Consider the following 17,069-nt stretch of genomic DNA (forward strand, 5'->3'; position numbering starts at 1 on the left):
AATAACAGTGCAGTTGGTTAATTGAAGCGTCAAAACAATATTAAACATGGCTGTCTATCTAACTGACTTGAAAGACTAGGACTAGACTCAGCACAGTGGTTAGCCTTAACCACTGAATTTGAAAAACACTTCTGCTACGCAGCGGGCGCAGAGCAAATGATGAATGCGTTCAAGCGTCATACTCATCATCAACGAATACGCGGGATGAGCAAAGCAAAAGAGCTGCTGAAGCGCGCTTAAACTTAAACTAATCTCAACAAATACACTTAATGCACAGATTGTGACATGAGCGCTTGCCTATATTTCTTCAATACACATAAATTCCTCCCCAACGCTCAACATTTCATAAAAAATCTTCAGTTGCTCAGCTCAAAAGCGCAGTTATTTAGTATCTAGAGCAGTTCTTACCAATAAATAACAGTGCGGTTGGTTAATTGAAGCGTCAAAACAATATTAAACATGGCTGTCTACATAACTGACTTTCGAATTATACAATTTTAAGCTTGGGTGTCTTAGTAAACGAGCTTGGGTGTCTTAGTAAACGTTTTAGCAACCGCGCGTGATAGGAAAGTTTCTACGGCTTTTGTGCTGCGCTTTCAATATTTAAAAATATAACACGCCATGGTTTCACAGCGGCGTCTTAATCGAAAACCGCTGGACGCTTTCTAGGGGCACGCATTAATTCGGATTGGTATTAGTAACCTCGTTTTTTCCAAAATTGAATTTCACCATCGCCGTGTTCTACTAGTACGCTGAAGGTTTTTTCGGCTAGCACTTTTCCATCTAGTTCTATGATCATTCGCCAGTCACCTAGCTTATTTTCTAATGGAGGCCAAATTGTGTCGCCTAGGTAGAAATCCCAGTCATTATTTTCTACATAAACATCGCCTTCAAACGGGGGCATTATATCCCCTCTGTCGTCGGGTATATCTGGATGGAAAATGCAGTACCTGAGCTTTTTACCTTTCGCTTTTTTGCAGTTAATAATGAAACCAAACTCTATATCAAGCTCGGCTGGTATGTCCGTGGTAAAGGTTTTTATCTTAGGCAGCGCTTTGTCTTTTTCATCCCAGTGTTTGTATATGCCATAACTGGTGATCTCGAAAAACGAGCGCAACTTAGACATTACTTTGCGCCCTATTTAACCCCTTACCTGAGCCAGCAGCATTAGCGAGTGACAATGGTTTGTGCTCCTTGCACCAAGGTTTCTTTGTCGATTTTATCTGGCACTTGGGTACCTTTGCGCGCAAGTGGCCTTGCTTCAATACTGTTCTTCCAACGTACTAGGTTATCGAGACCTGAAATGTCGATACCTGACCATTCATATGTGCGAACCCAGCACCAATTTGCCATATCTGCAATACTGTAATCCCCTACAAGGAATTCATGCTTTGCTAGCTGCGTATCCAATACTTCGAATAAGCGCCGACCTTCTTTTTGATAGCGTTCGATAGCGGGTTGAATTTTCTCCGGGAAATAGCGATAAAACACATTAGCCTGTCCCATCATGGGGCCCACTCCGCCCATTTGAAACATCAACCACTGGATCACTTGCGAGCGCCCTTTAGCGTCACTTGGAATAAACTGCCCCGTTTTCTCTGCTAAATACAACATGATCGCACCAGATTCAAAAACGGCAAAATTATCTTCGTCTTTATCCACCAGCACAGGAATTCTGCCATTCGGGTTACGCGCTAAAAACGCCGGGGTTTTCTGCTCCTGCTCCATTAGGTTTATGCTGTGCACGTCGTAGGGCAACTTCATTTCTTCAAGCGCAACTGAAGCTTTCCATCCATTTGGAGTAGACGATGTATATAATTCAAACATGTGAGATCCTTTAGGCTTTTGCAGCTGCGCGTGCACTAATGGCATCGTACCAGCGCTGCAGATGAGTTTGCTTTGGCGCAATGCGTACATTTACCACTCGACCGAAATCGATGGCACAAACCGCAGTAATATCTGCGATAGAAAATGAATCTCCCGCGATGAACTCATTGTCAGCTAGACGAGTATTAAGAATTTCCAGAAACTTGGTAGCATCCTGTCCAGCTACTTTGCCGTACTCAGGGACGGGGGTCATTCGATCTTTAAAATAACCCGTAGAGTGTTGAAAGCACATCCCAATTTGCATAAACAAGCCAAACTCACATTGGCGTTGCCACATGTCAATTTGTGCTTTTTCTAGTGGTGTAGTACCCATTAATGGGTTTTCAGGATGTAGCTCTTCAAAGTAACGACAAATGGAAACTGATTCATTAATGCAGGTGCCGTCATCTAGTTCTAACACGGGTACCTTTGCCATTGGATTACGGTTGCGCATAGCAGGGCTTAGGTTTTCTCCACCTTGTATGTCGACCTGAACGTATTCCATCGGAATGTCTTTTTCGGCAAGAAAAAACCGCACACGACGAGGCGTAGGTGCGGTTTTGGTTTCGTATATTTTCATTTCACGGCTCCGGTGTCAGTTGCTGCACTGGGCAATGAACACAGTTAATTAATAGTGTTGTAACCAATAACGTTGTTTTAACGCTTGGTAGCGCTCTGTTGCTTTGTATTTTTTCAGTGCATTGTCTATCAAAGGAACTAATTCCTTATGTTTATTATGCACATAGTGGTAAAGGGGTACAGAGATAATTGTTCGATAAGTGCTGTCGGTCAGTAATACGCTGTTGTCTATGATCTCACTAGCACCTAGTACCATTAGGCCTTTACTGCTTCGATTGAAGGTGCGAAATAAAGCCTCGATTGACTCATATCGCTTCGTTCTCAAATGGTTCTCCTCGGCCCAAGTTTTCACCCCCAGCAGATCATTTGTCACCAATACTTCACTGCCCTTAGGAAGACTACTGGAGCACATTTCTAAATCTTTACACACTAGGTAAAAAGCCACATTCGCCAAAGGCTCAGGTATTTTGGTTAATGACGGTGCCAGTTTTTTGTAGGCGTCTACTCTTACGAGCTCACCATCGATACCGAATCGATAGGAATTGAGTGAGGCTTCCAACGTTGTATAACGGGTTACCGAAATTTGATAGCCCAGTTGACGGTAAATATCTTGCATTAAATTTGAGGCGAAAAAAGTCTCTTTTAAACCCGTGAGTGAAGCAAAGTACAATTGCGGAAGTACGGCAATATCTGAGCCTAAATTAACTTCAAAATCACTATTTCGCCCTTGAAAAAGACCATCTGTTAGTGGCCCAATGCTATCACTATGAATACTGCTGGCCAGGCTCTTGGCAAGATTTTCAGATAAGCTAGGCGCGGCGTCCCGGTCAAAGAATTGAATTAAATTAGAGGACTGAGTTAGAGCTGCCGCAGAACGTTTAACTCGCTCATTGGGAAGTCGCGGTAAAAAGTCTTCATTTGTGACGGGAAGCGCGTCTAAATTCGTCGCGTGAGTAGTATTGTTGGTAAGTAAATACCTTAATAGATCTGTTAGTTTATTTTTGTTGCGTGCTGAACGAGGTACTACCCATACCTCTAAAGGCGCTACTTCGCCTTTACTGGTCCCGTTTTTTTTCGGAAATGGGAAAAAGCCAATGTTCTCTTCGTGAAGAGGATCAATACTGCTCTCTACAAATTGCCCTGTCAGCGTCATAGTGGCCTGACTACGCTCCACAGCTTGAAGTGCCTGCTGCCAACTCCATAGTTTTTCCGGCGCAAAAAATAAACCATCTCCCAATAACTGATCGAATTGCGCTAACAACGTTTTGGAGTCTTGATTACGAACAGCTTGGCCACTGACCAACTGATCACGATAGGCTTCCCCACCTGTATCTAAGGATAAAAAATCTAACCAAGCAAGGACTGGCCAGCCTTCTTGCGTTGCCTGTACCAAGGGATTTGCTCCTTGGCTTTTAATGTTCAAGCACAAAGCGACAAATTCGTCCCACGAAGTAGGCACACTAACATTAAGCGCTTTAAACATAGATTTGTTGTAGTAAAAACCCCAGCCATATTGAGAAAAAGGCAAAGCGTATGTACCGGTTTGATTCGATACACTTTTGAATACGGCGGGTTGTATGGCACTTTGTAGCTCGATTGTAGGCAACAAAGTATCAATAGGCTGTATAACATCTTGCTCAATTAATGTTTGCAGGCGTTCGCCAGCTTGCCAATACAGTAAGTCATGCTCACCAGATTCCAGCCAGCTGGGCAGTAATCGCTTAAAATCTTTGTCATTGTAAAATGCTACCTGAACGTTGTAGCGGCTAAACTGCTCTTCGAAATCCGAGAAGGCCTGACGGTAAACGTCAGTTTGACGCTCGCCAGTAGTCAGAATGGCGACAGACAACGTTTGCGCTGCCAGCACACTTGTCGAAAGAGCAAGGTAGCAACCTATGACGGTAAAAAGCCTTAACAACTTACGCATAAAAAATTTCCAAAAATGCCAAATAAATCAACCGCCCGCAGGGATAAAACAAAATACTGCAAACACACGTCTGAACATTAACAAGGGTTCAAAATAAATTTTAGGGGCTTAGAGTGTGCTTTGTAATTAGACAAAAGACGGCTTTTTGACACATCCGGACGAAAAAAGGGCTAACTTTAGTCGTACTTACCCTTTGTAGTTTCTTTTTCCCATTTATCCACCATCTCAGCGGTTTGGTTTTTGAGTTGCTGATGGTGCGTGCTAACCCACCAGGTCTCTAGAAGGCGTATATTCTTACGATTCCCCTTGTAAAAAATATCACTGATATCGCCCACAAATGGAATTAAACCAATTAGAAAATCAAATACTGCATTTTTGACCATTGCGGCACGCAGCGACATTGGTGCCCCCATCTGACCGGCCAAGTGAATTATATGCGCAGATAAACCAACTGTGACTAAATCTCCTACTCCCGGGATCAACCCTAAGAGACTATCAAGCCCAAAACGAATTTTAGTGAAAGGAATACCAACAGCGGTATCAAGCATGTGTGCTAATTTTTGCGCCCTACGAAGTGCATGAGGTGCTTTAATTTCCGCGGAATCAGCCATTAGCTCTGGCTGCCTAAATCAGACGCTAACTTAGCACTTAATGGAGCATTCCGTTGGCATGTTAGCCATCCCCCTAGGTTCTGCTCAATTAACTGGCTAAGCGCAGTGATATGCTCAGGTTGTGCATTGAGAGCAGCGATATATTCGTAGCGCTCGCCGCCAGCTTCCATAAAATAATCTCGGTTTTCAATACCAATTTCTTCAATAGTTTCTAGGCAATCAGCTGAAAAGCCAGGGCAGATCATTTGCACGGATTTAACCCCCTGTTCTGGTAACGATTTAAGCGTGTGATCAGTATATGGCTGCAACCACTCTTCGCGGCCGAAACGCGATTGAAACGTCACCATATATTCATCTTTGCTCAATCCTAATTTCTCTGCCACTAATCGCGATGTTTTGTAGCATTCACAATGGTAGGGGTCGCCCGACGTCAGGTAACGCTTTGGAATACCATGATAGGTAAAAATAAGCTTATCTGCTCGTTCATGGCTGGCCCAGTGCGCATTGATAGTGTTTACCAATGCGTCGATGTAGGGTGTGAAATCATGATAATGACTAACAAAGCGCACATCAGGAACCCAGCGCGTTTTGCGTAGCACCTGGCTTAGGGCATCAAAAGTAGATCCATTGGTAGAACCACTATATTGCGGATAAAGTGGCAGTACCAACAATTTGCGCACCCCCTGTTCAAGCATCTTTCTCGTGACAGATTCAATCGAAGGTGAGCCATAACGCATGGCGAAATCAACGATTACCTTATCACCATACTTTTCTTGCATGTTCAGAGCCAATGCGTCCGCTTGATCTTGAGTATGAAACATCAATGGTGAACCTCGCTCCGTCCACACCGTACTGTAAGCATGAGCGGAGCGCTTAGGTCGAATATTTAAAATCACCAGGTTAAGTATCATCCACCAAATTAACCTAGGCACTTCTACAACACGAGGATCAGATAAGAACTCACGTAGATAACGTTTCAAAGCGCCCTTTTCAGGCGCTTCCGGCGTACCTAAATTCGTGACCAATACACCAATTTTGTCCTCTTGGTCATGGGTAAATGTGCTGTTTGAAAGATACTTCATTCGTTTACTCAACTTCGGTTAGATAAATCAGTGCAAAAAATACGTTTAAAACCATAAAACGGATTTGATGCACTGTTATTTGTGGCACTAAAAAATATTTACCCAGTGTAATAGGTCGCTGCCCCCGGCCCAACAGGCATGCCAAGCAAGAAAACCCATACATAAAATAAGATTGTCCACCCTACCACAAACACCAAACTGTAAGGCAGCATAGTGGCAATTAAGGTTCCCATGCCGAGGTCTTTCTTGTACTGAGCGGCAATGGCCAATATCAACCCAAAGTAACTCATCATAGGCGATATGACATTAGTGACTGAGTCACCGATACGATACGCCGCTTGAATCACCTCTGGCGCAAAACCCACCAACATCAACATAGGGACAAAAATCGGCGCGGTGACCGCCCATTGAGCCGACGCACTGCCAAGAGATAAATTAACCATTCCGCACATTAAAATGAAGAAAATGAACACCCCAGGACCATCAAGACCAATGGTTTGTATTAACTCTGCCCCCTTAACCGCGAGGACTGTGCCTAAATTTGTCCAGTTAAAGAAAGCGACAAACTGAGCAGCAAAAAACACCAACGTAATATACAGGCCCATCGCGCCCATGCTTTTAGACATGGCATTGATGACATCTTTGTCATTGTTCATAGTGCCGGCGATTTTGCCATAAACAAAACCAGGCACCGCAAAGGTAACAAAAATAAAAGCTACGATTCCTTTTAAGAAAGGTGAGCCTGCGACGGCTCCTGTTTCAGGATGACGTAAAATACCGTTTTCAGGCACTATGGTTAATGCTAGCACTGCGCACAACAGCACAAAACTAACACCCGCCCAGCGCAGGGCTTTCTTTTCTTTTGCGCTGGGGGCGCTCATTTCTTGTTTTGCTAGCTCAATTGATGCCTCACTCGGGTCATATTTTCCTAGGCGTGGCTCGACTATTTTCTCGGTAACAAAAGCCCCCATTCCTGCAACTAAGAATGTACTGATAAACATAAAGTACCAGTTAACTTCTGGCCCTACCGCGTAGTCTTGATCGATCATGTGTGCTGCCGCTTCTGTGATACCGGACAACAAAGGATCTACGGTACCCAACAGCAAATTTGCGCTGTAACCGCCAGAAACCCCAGCAAATGCTGCGGCTAATCCAGCTAAAGGGTGTCTACCTAACGAATGAAAGATCATCGCCGCTAAGGGAATTAGCACCACATAACCTAGCTCAGATGCCGTATTAGACAAAATACCTGCAAGCACGATGACAACGGTCACCATGCGTTTTGAAGCATTCATCACCATGGCGCGCATAGCGGTTGATAAAAGCCCAGAGTGTTCAGCAACCGACACCCCAAGTAATGCCACCAGCACAGTGCCCAGCGGGGCAAACCCCGTAAAGTTGGTGACCAAGTGAGTGACAATACGTTGTAACCCTTCGGCGTTTAGAAGGGAGACCACAGAAATCATGCCATCTGGAGCGCGCCCTTTCGCGTCAATCGGTCTAGGGTCAACCACACTGACATCAAAATAGCCTAATATTCCACTGATGATCACAATCGACGTGGCCAAAATTGCGAACAACGTAATAGGGTGCGGAAGCAAGTTCCCCAACCACTCTACCGTCGCTAAAAACCGCGAAAACCACCCTGTAGGGCTCTCTTGGTTTGTTTGTTTTTTCTGTTCGTTAGCGTCTAGCAAACCGACTCCTTAATTATTTTTATCCGTTTTCACGGTTACTGACATATAGTACCTAATTCAATTAGCAAACGTTAGACTTGCAGCTTAGCTACATGTTCGCTGCTGTAAAATTAGTCATAATGCCTGCTTTTTAGCAAAAAAGTGTTTGTATATCAGGCAGAACGCTTTATTGTTATAAGAAAAAAATTAGGCTTTATATTGTGGCTGCCAAAGGAAATTCAGATGACTGATAAGCAATCTCAGGATAAACAGGACACCCCTTCACCCGCTGCTGAATTAGCGCATCTTAGGCAGATTGTATTTGGAGATGCACAGAAAGGGCTTGAGCAAAAAATTGAACAGCTTGGCAAAGCATTACAAGCCCAACTCAAACAACACGAACAGCAAACTGCCCGCCAATTTACCCAACTGCAAAATGCCCTCGAAAGTCATGTCGACCAATTAGAAGACAAGTTATTAAACGCTGATAAAGGCCAAGACGCTAAAGCGAATGAACTGTTCACGTTAAACAAAAATTTGTCGTCTGAACTTGAAATGGTAGAAGCAGCCAATAAACAAGAAAACGATGAATTACATAAACGAATCGACCAAGATATCGCCACATTATCGAATAAGTTCTCTGAACAACTTAAAGAGGCTCTTGCCCAGCTCACACGAGTATCAAACGAGCTTAATGCTTCTAAAACTGACCGCAAGACCTTGGCTAAATTACTCTCGACCGTGGCCTCAAACTTAGAAACTGGCGATGACGAGTAACTTTCATCATGCCGACTCAAGGAAGTAGTAACGAGTCTGAACACGATCCGCAGTTGGATGAATTGCGGAAAATTTTGTTTGGCGAAGAAAACCAACATATTACCGGCGCTATACGTCAAGACGCTCGGCAGATTGTCAGCGACGTATTTTCAGAAGCCCTTAAAGATCGCCAAGACAGAGACGGCAGTGTTAAAAAGGTGATGACTCCGCTGGTAGATAAATCAGTAGAATATTCTGTTGCCAATCGCAAAGAACAGTTCGTTGGTTATTTGTACCCTATTGTGGGTAGCGTAGTCCGTAAATCTGTTACTGCATTTTTAACTGAGTTTATCGAACGTACCAATCAATTACTGGAAAATAGTTTAACCATAAAAGGTCTTACATGGCGTGTTAAAGCAAGGCAAGCTGGGGTGCCTTACGCCAATTATGTAGCCAGCCAAACCTTTAATTATCGCGTAGAGCAAGTTTTTCTAATACATCGAGAAACCGGCCTATTACTTAATAGCCTGGCTTACAATCAGCAATCCTCAGCAGATGCAGATCTTATTTCTTCTATGCTTACCGCGATTAACGATTTTGTATCTGATTCGTTTAAACCAAATGCAGACGGTAACGAGCAGGGTTTAGATATCGTCAAAACTGATGATTTCACGCTAGTGTTAAAAGCAGGACCCAGAGCCGTTCTAGTTGCTGCTGTCACAGGTAATATGCCACAGCGTGTGGCTGACCAGTTACAGCTCACCATAGAAGAAATTCACACCTTATACGAAGGCCCGCTAGCAGACTTCAATGGCGATACGTCTGCGTTTGCTGACTGCGATCAGCAATTAACGGATTGCCTTGTCTCAGAATTAAAAGACCAAGCTACAGGTAAAAAGTCGAAACCCTGGATGGCCTGGTGCATCTTGATACTGCTAGCCTGTGGCACCAGTTTTTATGCGTACAAATTATGGTTAGTACAAGGCTATATCAATCAAATTCAAGCGCTTAATCAAGAACCTGGGATCATGTTAATTCGTGCTCAAAGAGACGGTATACAAGAGGTAAAATTAGATATTTTGCGCGATCCTGATGCGCAGCCTATCAACACTTGGTTAGAAGCACATGAAATACCAGCTGAAGCAATAAGCCTTACTGAAAAGCGCTTTTTATCTTTAGAAAGCCAGATAATACACGCTCGGCTGCGTGACTTATTAAGCAATTATCCTGGAATCGCGTTAACCAGCGACGGCAATACATTGACCGGAGAACTTACTCAGCAACAACACCATGCACTCTCAGCTGATTTAGCTCAACTTCCTGGCGTAACAGACCCTCAATCACTTTTAGCAACTATTCAAGTAAGTGATAGGCCCACCTTGGCTCTCGATACCAAAGACAGCGCCATGACACTTATTAAGCTTAAAATTAGTCTAATAAATAGCACCTCTGTGGAATTTGCTAGCAACAGCACACAGCTTAGTCCTCAAGCCGAACAAAGCCTCGCGTCGCTTGCATCCCACGCAAAGGCGTTGTTGAGCTTAGCCGGGCAGGCACAACTAGATGTGAGTTTTATTATTATTGGCGCGAGTGACGCCAAAGGATCGCAGTCCTATAATGAAGTATTAAGCATCAAACGTGCACAAACCGTGAGAGACACCCTGCAAGAATACGGCCTGCCCAGTGACAAGCTCAACGCTATTGGTATTGGCATAATTGACGTACCCGATGCAGGAAATGGCGCACGTAAAGTGCTATTTAATGTAATAACAACCCAAGCTTCACGCAGTAACGGATAGCTAGACCATTATGATCCAGAAAAAGATATGTTTACTTGGCGCTTCAGGAGTTGGGAAAACCAGTCTTATAAAACAGTTTGTAGAAGGCATTTTTTCCGAGAAATACCTAACGTCTATTGGTGTCAAGATTGACAAGAAGCAAGTCGAATGCGAGGCAGGTTCCGTGCAGTTTATGCTTTGGGATATTGAAGGCATTGATCGTTATTGCGGCTTTCAGCCCAAATACTTGCGCGGCGCAGGTGCCATTATCATAGTCGTCGACCAAACCCGCTCGCAATCATTGATAGAGGGAATAGAGATTTTTAAGCTGGCCCGAGATATGTCGGATATACCGGCAATTTTAGCCATCAATAAATCTGATTTAGACAGCACATGGCACTGGGATGAAGATGAGCTCAAAGAGCTGTCTGCTCCTTTTAGCTACACCTTTCTCACAAGTGCGAAAACCGGAGCAAATGTGGAGCTCTTATTTTCAACACTTGCCCAACACCTATTAAGTGAGGCAGGCTCGTGAAACTATCTTTATTTAAAGCTCTGGGGATCATTGATTGCTGTATATTTAAACGCGTTGATGTAGATCAATTTGAAGCGGTATACGCCGAACATGAATGGCTAGACATACTCCTTCCTGGTGCAAGAGATAAACAGTTTTTTCAAACACCAACAGACAGCCCGTTTCTGGATGACTTTTTAATGCAGGCTGAAGAATTCTGGGAGTATGCGGATTACGGAAAGATAGAATCTGGAATTTGGAATGAAAGCATTGCTGATAACGAACTAAAATTAAACGCCTTCGCAACAATGGAAAGCGGCGATTTTTATCTGATAATCAACAACGTCAAACAACAATTTCAAGAGCGACAACAAACCTTACAATCTGCGCGTGAGCTTTTGTTATCTAACGATAAAATAGTTGCCCAGCAGGAGTATGTTCATCAGCGCTTAGATGAAATGCTCAATCAGTCATCCGATTTAAAAAGCATTCAGCAGCCGATTACTGAGGTCATTGAAAAAACCGAAGTAGGTGTGGCAATACTAACCCCTAATCTTAAGCCCATTAGTCAAAATCCTGCCTTGTACAGCGTATTTGATAGTCATCTCACACCCGTTGAGTCCGAACCGTACCGATTAATTTTAGAGTTGTTTGAAAAGCAGTACCCTGAGTTTGAACGCGTTATCAGCACAGGTAGTCGCTGGAGCGGTGAATTATTTTGGTTGCAGCCACCGGGCAATGGTAAATGGATTAAATTAGCCATTTATCCAGTAAAAACCGATTTCCAACAGATTACTCACTGGGTATTTATCGTTAATGATATCTCACAAGTGAAGCACCTGTTGCAGAACAATGAGAAGCTCACCCATTACGATGCCCTCACTGATATACCTAATCGTCAGTACTTCTGGATGCAGCTTGAACAATCGGTAAGTAATGCCATGCCGTTCTACGTGCTGTATTTAGACATTAAGAACTTTAAACGTATCAACGAAATTCACGGTCATTCCCGTGGCGACCAAATCATTAAAGAGCTAGTAGAACGCTTAACCCCTCATGTAAGTCCAGGCGATATGTTTGCCCGCATAGGCGGCGGTGAGTTTGCGATTATTCGCCAGAAAACCGTGACCGAACAGCAATGTGTCGACTTAGGCAACACCTTAATTGACGCAGCGACTCAGCCATTTTATTTGCCCAATGGCACTCACTGCGAGATCGGCTTAAATATCGGGGCTGCCAGTTTCCCACGAGACGCCGATGACGCAGAAACCTTGATGAAATTTGCGGATCTTGCAGTATTTAATGCAAAAAAAGCCTCTAAAAGCAGTGTACAGTTTTACTCTCAAGCACTTAAAGATGCCTCCCAGCGCATCATTGAGCTAGAAAACGCATTACAAACAGCGATCACCAATCATGAGTTCGAGCTATTTCTGCAACCCATGCTCGACCTAACCAGTGGTACCATTTTAAAAGCCGAGGCTTTATTACGCTGGAACCGCTTGGACGGAGAACGCATCGGCCCCGACGAGTTTATTCCGATTGCTGAACAAACAGGGCTAATTGTACCCATTGGCAAATGGGTAATTTCACGCGCCTGCGAAATGATAAGCACTTTGAATCATAGAGGTCACAGCTGTAAACTTTCAGTCAACTTATCCCCGAGGCAGATAAGCGATAGGCATTTATTAGAGTTTATTCGTGGTTCAATCCAGAACAGCCATATTCAACCTGATCAGTTGGAATTAGAGCTAACCGAAGGGGTTCTGGTGGATAACTATGACAAAGTGCAGTACTTGCTTACTGAAGTAAGAAAGCTTGGTGTCAGTGTGTCCATTGACGACTTTGGTACTGGCTACAGCTCGCTTTCGTATTTGAAAAAATTACCCATTGATCACATCAAAATTGATCGGTCGTTCGTGCAAGATCTCGTCAGCGACGAGAACGACAAGGCTATCATTTTAGCGATTATAGCCATGGCCCATAGTTTAAAACTGAATGTAATTGCTGAAGGGGTAGAAACAGAACTGCAGCGTAACTTCTTGCAGCTCAACCACTGTAATCTCGCCCAAGGATTTTTATTTAGTCGTCCATTACCTTTTGCTCAATTCTGTGACTATTTAAATACCACCGTTTCTAACCAAAAGCGGATAGGCCCGTCTGCGCTCGACCCAGAATAAGCGCGTGAACATCGTGAGTTCCTTCATACGTATTTACCGCTTCTAAATTGAGTACATGGCGGATCACGTGATACTCATCTGACACTCCGTTTGCACCGTGCATATCTCTGGCGGTCCGTGCGATATCTAACGCTTTGCCACAGGAGTTACGCTTAATCAGTGAAATGGCTTCAGGGGGAAGACCGTTTGTATCCATTAATCTGCCGGCTTGTAAACAAGCAAGTAAACCGATGGAAATTTCAGTTTGCATATCAGCAAGCTTTTTCTGTATCAGCTGATTTGCCGCCAAGGGCCGGGCAAATTGCTCTCTGTCCAAGCAATATTGCCGTGCCTGGTGCCAACAAAATTCCGCTGCCCCTAAGCTACCCCATGCAATCCCATAGCGAGCTTTATTCAAACAACTAAATGGCCCCTTTAAACCTTTAACATCAGGCAATATATTTTCTTCTGGTACCAGCACATCCTGCATCACGATTTCGCCGGTGATCGAAGCACGTAGTGAAAATTTACCCTCAATTTTAGGAGAGGTTAAGCCAGCCATGCCTTTTTCAAGAATAAAGCCGCGAATTACCCCGTCTAACTTTGCCCAGACTATAAATACATCGGCAATCGGCGAGTTGGTGATCCACATTTTGTTGCCATTGAGTAAGTAGCCATCGTCTACTTTTCTCGCATAGCTCAGCATACTAGCGGGATCTGACCCTGAGTTAGGTTCGGTTAAACCAAAGCAACCTACCCACTCGCCTCGTGCTAATTTAGGTAAATAGCGCTGCTTCTGAGCTTGGCTACCAAACGCATAAATAGGAAACATCACCAATGACGATTGCACGCTCATGGCACTGCGATAGCCACTGTCAACACGTTCCACTTCTCTGGCCAGTAATCCGTAACTAACATGGTTAACTCCAGCGCAGCCGTACTCTTGCGGTAAAGTACAGCCTAATAAGCCGAGCTCGCCCATCTCAGACAGAATATCTCGATCGAAATGCTCATTTCGATTCCCATGCAAAATTCTAGGCATCAATTTTTGCTGGCAATATTGATGAGCCGAATCACGAATAAGTCGTTCCTCATCACTGAGTTGAGCATTTAAATTCAAAGGGTCTTGCCAGTTGAATGTGTTTGGCGCTTGTTGAGTCATAGTGGCCTCTTTTTGCTTTCGCAGATATTCACTGGGCAAATAAACAGTTCAAGTGCAGCTCGAACGACATTAGAACGGTGCTGGATATTGTTTAAGCACTTCAGCTATATCCGTTTTAGCCTCTTCACTCAATGGTGTTGCAAAAGCGGCAATATTTTCTTTTAACTGCGTCATGCTCGTCGCCCCTATAATGGTTGATGTAATGCCTTCTACATTGTCGCACCAGGCAAGGGCAAGCTCACAAGGTGTTAAACCATGGGCTTTTGCGACATCTACATAGCGACTAATGGCAGCCTCTGTCCCTTTGGTATCCCTGAAAATACCGTTACGTTGTTCGAATGTCCAACGACTGCCCTCAGGGCGTTGATTATTTAAGTATTTACCACTTAATGCACCGCCAGCTAAAGGCGACCAAGGTAAATATGCCACATCTTCAGCGACACAATTTTCAATCAGATAAGGCCAGTCTTTAGCGTGCAGTAAACTAAACTCGTTTTGCATTGACACCATACGTGGTAAATCATGCTCTTTGCTTAAGTTTAAATATTGCTGCAATCCCCACGGCGTTTCATTGGATAGTCCACAAAAGCGTATTTTCCCCTGTTTAACACAAGTGTTTAGCGCTTCTAAGATAGATAACATCTGCGCAGTTTCTGCTGCTCGATCAGCATCAGAAAAACGCACCCGTCCTACCGCGTGTTTAGCAAAATGGGGAGAAATACGATTCGGCCAATGCAATTGGTAAAGGTCTATATAGTCAGTATTCAAACGCTTTAAGGAATCATCAACGGCTTGAATAACGGACTCAGCAGAAATTTGACTGCCTTGGCGAATATAGCTTAGTCCTGGGCCAACTATTTTTGAGGCGAGTATAATATCCTTACGCCTTGTTGGATTGCGCTTCAGCCAGTCACCAATAATCATCTCAGTATGGCCGTATTTATCCCCTGAGGGCGGCACTGGATACAGTTCGGCCGTATCAATAAAGTTCACGCCTTGAGATAAAGCATATTCAATTTGCTGGTCTGCATCTTGTTGTGTATTTTGTACGCCCCAAGTCATTGAGCCTAAGCAAACACGAGAAACAGATAGACCACTGCGGCCCAATTCAGAGTAATTCATTCAGATTCCTAGTGAATAGTGGTATTTAACACACTGATTATACTGATATAAATAAGAACATTTTAACTTCAAATGTGAACAAGTGTTACGGAAAACTGGAGATGGCTTCGCCGACTGGGAACTCCTCTTTATATAGCTGATACATCAAGCCATCTTGGTAATGTTTAGCTACGGTTGCTTTAAGCTGCTTTATTAGCGTTCGATGTTTAGATTTGTTAGAAAAGTGAAGCCAGTTTTCCTTTTGGGCTAAAACATAGGGGTGACCAAAGTTAGCAATATCTAGTCCTAGCTCTTGAAGGTTATATTCAATGCCAGCCTCAGAACCCACTACTGCATCAACTCTGCCCATACTGAGTAAATTTATCCCTTGTTTGTAATCTTTTACTGAAAATTTTTGCAGCTTAGTATCTTCATCAAACGTTTTAGAAAAGCTGGCACTTCGAACAACCGCTATCCGCCCTAATAAAATTAATTGTTCATAGGTTTGTAGGTCAACGCTAGCCTGAGGCAATACGATGACATTGGAACTCGACACAGGCCCTATAAAGTCAGCATACCCTTCGAGTTGTACGTTTTTAAAAATGAGCGCAATGTCTAGCTCCCCACTTTTTACGCCAGCGAGCACACGAGCATATGGTTGAAGCACTAACTCAAATTCAAAGCCAGTATCTTCTGTGAGTAAATTAAGGTATCGCACCATTACGCCAGACATTTCACCATCTTCGTTAATGTAAGCGAAAGGGGCAAAAGCAGGCACACCCACTTTCAGGGTAATGTTGTTAGCCGGAGTCACTTGAGCTAAAACGGGTAAATAAAGGGAACTGATTAACAACAAGGCTAATAACGCTTTCAACATATCTCGCTCAAGCTACAGACAAAAATTGATAATAGCTAATCTTAGCTTTTTGTACAGATCCGCAAAAGAGGCTAGTTAGCAATGCTGCGCGAAATCGCACTTTAGCGATAAAAAATACCAATTCCAATAAGTAATTGACGAGTATAAACCAAGTAAAATTAGGCGACTCGCCTGAAGGCCGGGCACACAGGGGTGAAACCGGAGGCTTTCTGGCGCACTGCCCCAGCCGGTTGAACGACCGACAGGCGACCACCATGGATGGTGGAAGGTAGAATAACGCAGGAGCAGTTATCGAGATATCGGGCTGGACTCCATCACCATGGACGGGTTAAACCCCGTTTTGTATAGACATAAAAAAAGGGTGAAATCGGAGGCTTTCTGGTGCACTGCACCAGCCGGTTGAACGACTGACAAGGGTGAAGTCAGTTTGTTTAGGCGCACTGCGCCGCCTGACTGAACGGGCACACAGGGATGTGTGCACTGGACCGCGCTACCATGGATGGGTTCAACTAAGTTTTGTAAACAGTTACATAGAGCGTCACCAGTCTAAGAGCTGGCTGACACACCAGGGATGGGTTCACCCTCGACATTTAACTTTCTTACAGGCACAAAAAAGGCTGCATTTAGCAGCTTTTTTCAAATCAACTTGCTAGCAATTAAGCAATGATTTTTGCAACAACACCAGCACCTACTGTGCGGCCACGTTACTCCGGGCATCCTGCCCGCGCGGCGGCCGCCTGCGCTCTACGGGCCATGCTTCGCATGTTCATAAAGATTTGTTGGAACAAATCACAACAGCTTTAGCTGGCCTGCTCTGCAGGTGAGTCACACGGACGTGATGAATAAAATCGTTCCCGACGATTTTGTCACGGAATAATCCGCTTGGAGCCGCACAATACGTGCAGGCACAAAAAAGGCTGCATTTAGCAGCCTTTTTTCAAATCAATTTGCTTTAATTAAGCAATGATTTTTGCAACAACGCCT

At 44.0% G+C, this 17,069-nt stretch carries 14 protein-coding genes and 1 pseudogene; 5 read left to right on the forward strand and 10 right to left on the reverse strand.

All coding sequences use genetic code 11. The features are described 5' to 3' along the window. Positions 1-66 precede the first annotated feature (66 nt). Positions 67-240: pseudogene (locus tag GCHA_RS22925) on the forward strand (transposase); the annotation flags it as partial. A gap of 454 nt (positions 241-694) precedes the next feature. Here the strand turns inward: GCHA_RS22925 and GCHA_RS17920 are convergent. The 7 genes from GCHA_RS17920 to GCHA_RS17950 form a co-directional block, all read right to left on the reverse strand. Further along, positions 695-1,126 carry a DUF3859 domain-containing protein gene (locus tag GCHA_RS17920; RefSeq protein ID WP_007990832.1) on the reverse strand — a complete coding sequence of 144 codons (432 nt, stop codon included), beginning with the start codon at positions 1,124-1,126 and terminating at the stop codon, positions 695-697. 41 nt (positions 1,127-1,167) lie between these two features. Beyond that, complete coding sequence (locus GCHA_RS17925; RefSeq protein WP_007990834.1) at positions 1,168-1,827, reverse strand: glutathione S-transferase family protein; 660 nt, start codon at positions 1,825-1,827, stop codon at positions 1,168-1,170. A gap of 10 nt (positions 1,828-1,837) precedes the next feature. Further along, positions 1,838-2,446 (reverse strand): glutathione S-transferase family protein, encoded by a 609-nt coding sequence (locus tag GCHA_RS17930; protein ID WP_007990836.1) that lies wholly within the window; start codon positions 2,444-2,446, stop codon positions 1,838-1,840. 48 nt (positions 2,447-2,494) lie between these two features. Then, positions 2,495-4,372, reverse strand: a complete 1,878-nt coding sequence (locus tag GCHA_RS17935) for an ABC transporter substrate-binding protein (RefSeq protein ID WP_007990838.1) — start codon at positions 4,370-4,372, stop codon at positions 2,495-2,497. A 176-nt stretch (positions 4,373-4,548) separates the two neighbouring features. Then, the gene (locus tag GCHA_RS17940; RefSeq protein ID WP_007990842.1) at positions 4,549-4,983 is read right to left on the reverse strand and encodes a DUF4112 domain-containing protein; all 435 of its coding nucleotides are present in this window, start codon (positions 4,981-4,983) and stop codon (positions 4,549-4,551) included. After that, positions 4,983-6,065, reverse strand: coding sequence for a ferrochelatase (gene hemH, locus GCHA_RS17945; protein ID WP_007990844.1), 1,083 nt, complete (start codon positions 6,063-6,065; stop codon positions 4,983-4,985). The genes GCHA_RS17940 and hemH overlap by 1 nt, the downstream gene beginning before the upstream one ends. Positions 6,066-6,163: 98 nt before the next feature. After that, positions 6,164-7,762, reverse strand: a complete 1,599-nt coding sequence (locus tag GCHA_RS17950; RefSeq protein WP_007990846.1) for an AbgT family transporter — start codon at positions 7,760-7,762, stop codon at positions 6,164-6,166. Between the two features lie 222 nt (positions 7,763-7,984). On the opposite strand from GCHA_RS17950, the gene GCHA_RS17955 reads away from it, so the two are divergent. From GCHA_RS17955 to GCHA_RS17970, 4 genes are read left to right on the forward strand one after another with little or no spacing between them, the layout of a single operon-like run. Continuing rightward, on the forward strand, positions 7,985-8,518 hold the full coding sequence (locus GCHA_RS17955) for an exodeoxyribonuclease VII large subunit (protein WP_007990847.1): 534 nt from the start codon (positions 7,985-7,987) through the stop codon (positions 8,516-8,518). Positions 8,519-8,526: 8 nt separating this feature from the next. Continuing rightward, positions 8,527-10,296 carry an OmpA family protein gene (locus GCHA_RS17960; protein ID WP_007990849.1) on the forward strand — a complete coding sequence of 590 codons (1,770 nt, stop codon included), beginning with the start codon at positions 8,527-8,529 and terminating at the stop codon, positions 10,294-10,296. A gap of 10 nt (positions 10,297-10,306) precedes the next feature. Then, positions 10,307-10,810, forward strand: coding sequence for a Rab family GTPase (locus GCHA_RS17965; protein ID WP_008305138.1), 504 nt, complete (start codon positions 10,307-10,309; stop codon positions 10,808-10,810). Then, positions 10,807-12,966, forward strand: coding sequence for a putative bifunctional diguanylate cyclase/phosphodiesterase (locus tag GCHA_RS17970; protein WP_007990853.1), 2,160 nt, complete (start codon positions 10,807-10,809; stop codon positions 12,964-12,966). The genes GCHA_RS17965 and GCHA_RS17970 overlap by 4 nt, the downstream gene beginning before the upstream one ends. Here the strand turns inward: GCHA_RS17970 and GCHA_RS17975 are convergent. From GCHA_RS17975 to GCHA_RS17985, 3 genes are all read right to left on the reverse strand, one after another. Continuing rightward, positions 12,923-14,107, reverse strand: coding sequence for an acyl-CoA dehydrogenase (locus GCHA_RS17975; protein WP_007990855.1), 1,185 nt, complete (start codon positions 14,105-14,107; stop codon positions 12,923-12,925). The genes GCHA_RS17970 and GCHA_RS17975 overlap by 44 nt on opposite strands. A 69-nt stretch (positions 14,108-14,176) precedes the next feature. Beyond that, on the reverse strand, positions 14,177-15,229 hold the full coding sequence (locus GCHA_RS17980; RefSeq protein ID WP_007990857.1) for an aldo/keto reductase: 1,053 nt from the start codon (positions 15,227-15,229) through the stop codon (positions 14,177-14,179). A gap of 85 nt (positions 15,230-15,314) precedes the next feature. Continuing rightward, positions 15,315-16,085: a substrate-binding periplasmic protein gene (locus tag GCHA_RS17985; protein WP_007990859.1), complete on the reverse strand. Its 771-nt coding sequence runs from the start codon at positions 16,083-16,085 to the stop codon at positions 15,315-15,317. Between the last annotated feature and the right edge of the window lie 984 nt (positions 16,086-17,069).

It is taken from the genome of Paraglaciecola chathamensis S18K6 (assembly GCA_000314955.1).
GTDB lineage: Bacteria > Pseudomonadota > Gammaproteobacteria > Enterobacterales > Alteromonadaceae > Paraglaciecola > Paraglaciecola chathamensis.